At 66.4% G+C, this 2,684-nt stretch carries 3 protein-coding genes; all 3 read right to left on the bottom strand.

What is annotated here, in order from left to right; genetic code table 11:
- On the bottom strand, positions 1 to 618 hold a 618-nt coding region (locus K8V11_RS07465; RefSeq protein WP_303912190.1), incomplete at its 3' end, for a Clp protease N-terminal domain-containing protein.
- Between the two features lie 388 nt (positions 619 to 1,006).
- The gene (locus K8V11_RS07460) at positions 1,007 to 2,050 is read right to left on the bottom strand and encodes a DUF368 domain-containing protein (RefSeq protein ID WP_303912187.1); all 1,044 of its coding nucleotides are present in this window, start codon (positions 2,048 to 2,050) and stop codon (positions 1,007 to 1,009) included.
- A gap of 97 nt (positions 2,051 to 2,147) precedes the next feature.
- On the bottom strand, positions 2,148 to 2,684 hold a 537-nt coding region (locus K8V11_RS07455; protein ID WP_303912184.1), incomplete at its 5' end, for an endonuclease/exonuclease/phosphatase family protein.

Raw genomic sequence — 2,684 nt, 5'->3', positions numbered from 1 at the left:
CACCGGGTTGTTCTTCGTGCGGCGACTGAGCACCTGCACGACGCGGCGAATCTCCTGGTCCCGGCCGATGACCGGGTCGATCTTGCCGTCGCGCGCCTCGGCCGTGAGGTCGGTCGAGTACTTCTCGAGCGCCTGGTACTGGTCCTCGGGGTTGTCGGTGGTCACGCGCGTGGAGCCGCGCACGGCGGTAAAGCCCTCGCGCAGCGCCTCGGAGGTCGCGCCGACCTCCGAGAGAACCTTCGCCGCGTCGCCGCCGGCGGGGCCCGCGGCGATACCGACGAGGAGATGTTCGGTGGACGTGTACGCGTCGCCCATCTCGGCGGCGAGGTCCTGCGCGTATTTAAGTGCCGCGAGCGCCTCGCGGTTGAAGTTCGGCGTCGCTAAACCGGCGCCCTGTGCGGACGGGTAGCCGGAGACGAGCTCGTTGATGCGGGTGCGCACGACGTCTACCGGCGCGCCGACCGCCTCGAGCAGCGGCACCGTGATGCCACCCTCCTGCTCTAGAAGAGCCTGGACTAAATGCCCCGGACGCACATCCGGGTTACCGGCCGCGGAGGCCTGTTGCACAGCCGACGATATCGCCGCCTGCGTCTTGGTCGTGGGATTGAATTCGCTCATGTACCTGCCCTTTCGTAACGTACAGCCAAGTTTACTTAAGTTCCGTGGGCGCAAGTTTTGTTCGCGCCACTCAGTGCAACGCCGGCAACCTTGCGTCTATTCCACTCAAGTTTGGGAAATTGCAGGTTTCCGCGAATTTCTCGGGACGACCCCCGAATTCCTGCTCGATGGCACACAAATATGTATGACGGCGGAGCTCCGAGGTTCGCCTGGGCGATCCGGAACTCCGCCGTCATAGGCGGGGTGTATCTCTTGTTGTGTCAGAGCGGCGCGTCGGCCTCGTCGGCGAGGAAGATCGTCACGCCGCCGGTCGCGAAGGTCTGCACGTCCGCGACCGCAGCCTCCATTTCCGGGGAACCGAGCGCGGCCTGGCGGTCGGTCGCGGAGTTTAGTCCTTCGCCGTTGTCGCCTCGTCAAAAGTAGAGGGCGGATCGGTGACGTTCCCCTGTCCGAGGAACCGCTCGGCCACGAGCACCACAACGACCACGGCCACACCGATGGCAAAGAAGCCGATCATCGCGGGCCAGTCACTCCCGATGCCTCGCAACGCTCCGTCGTCATCCTGCCAGGGCCACAGGGCCCGCAGGGACCCGGCCATGAGGCCGGTCATGGCGAGCAGTGTGATCGTGCGGTGGGTGGTGAGAAGGTATTCGAGGAGCTTGATGAACGCGCCGATACCGAAGAGCGCGCCGAGCATGAACACGCCGATATAGCCGAGGTTGCGCTCGTCGACCGCGGCGAGCGTGGGCGCGTACAGCCCCATCGCGAGCAGCAGGTACGAGCCGGAGACGCCGGGCATCGCCAGCGCGCACACGGCGATCGCCGCGGCGAAGAAGACCACGATGTACGAGGGGTCCGGGTTCTCCTCGCCGGGGATGGACACGAGGATCAGCCCGATGGCGAAGCCGAGCACGAGCGTGATCGCCGCCCGTACGGGCTTGAACCCGCCTTCGCCGCGCGCGGATTCGCGCGCCATCATCAGCGGCACCGCGATCGACGCCGCGACCATCCCGCCGAACAACGCGCGCGAGACCTCGGGCGAGTTCTCGACGAAATCGTGCAGCACGCCCGCGAGCATGAACACGGCGAGGAACATGAGTAGCGCCATGGGCAGCAGCAGCCACCAGTCGATCTTGCGGCTCGCCCTTCGCACTTGCGCGCCGCGGTCCGGGCCGGTGATCCCGCCCTTGATCCCGCTGAGCAGCACCGAGCCGTTGTACAGCAGCCGGTCGTACACGCCGGTGACCAGCGCGACCGTGCCGCCGGACACGCCCGGCACGAGCTCCGCGGAGCCGATCAGGCCACCGCGGAGCGCGTTGCCGACCACCGCCGGCACCCCTGGGAAACCGACCTTTTCGTCGTCGGGGTACGAGCTGGCCTCGGCGTTGATGGCGGATTCTTTGACGGGTTCACGTTCTGACACAGCCGCCATTGTCCAGGAGCGCAGCCGATTGCGGCGAATCCCATGCCCCCGCCACCAGGGTTTGCACAGGCGAAATCTTTTTATTCATTTATGACGTCGGAGCTGCTCAGTTCCCGAGGCCGAAACGTTCGAGAAGTGCGGCCGAGCCGCTCCCGATCGAGCCGAGCGAGCCCAGCGGTCCCGAGGGCTGCGGCTCTCCGTCGTCATCGGAATCGTCGCCGCCATCCCCTGGAGCGCCCTTGCCGCCCGGGGTGAACCCGATGATGACCGGATCGTGGTCCGAGGCGCGGTAGGGGTTGTCCTCGAAGTACGCGGGCGAGCGGCCGAAGTCGAGGTTGTAATCGTTGATATCCGGCTCGTCCGAGTTGTTGTGCCAGTCGACGACGCCCTCGATCTCGCCTGCGAGTTTGGCGGTCGCGAGCGCGTGGTCGAGGTAGCCGGTCTGCCCGTCGAAGACGTACGAGTAGGCATCGCCGCCTCCGAACTTCGCGACCATGTTCTCGAGCCCGGCGTCCTCGAGCGTGGCGATCGGGTCCTCCTTGGCGTAGGAGTTGAGGTCGCCGATCACGAGCGTGCGGCCGGAGCGGGACAGGTCCTCGTCGGTGTTGATCCAGTTGGCGAGCGCCTTCGCGCCCTTGACGCG

Origin of the sequence: Dietzia timorensis (assembly GCF_020742175.1) — a bacterium.
Lineage (GTDB): Bacteria > Actinomycetota > Actinomycetes > Mycobacteriales > Mycobacteriaceae > Dietzia > Dietzia timorensis_A.
This window is presented reverse-complemented; position numbering and strand designations above follow the sequence as displayed.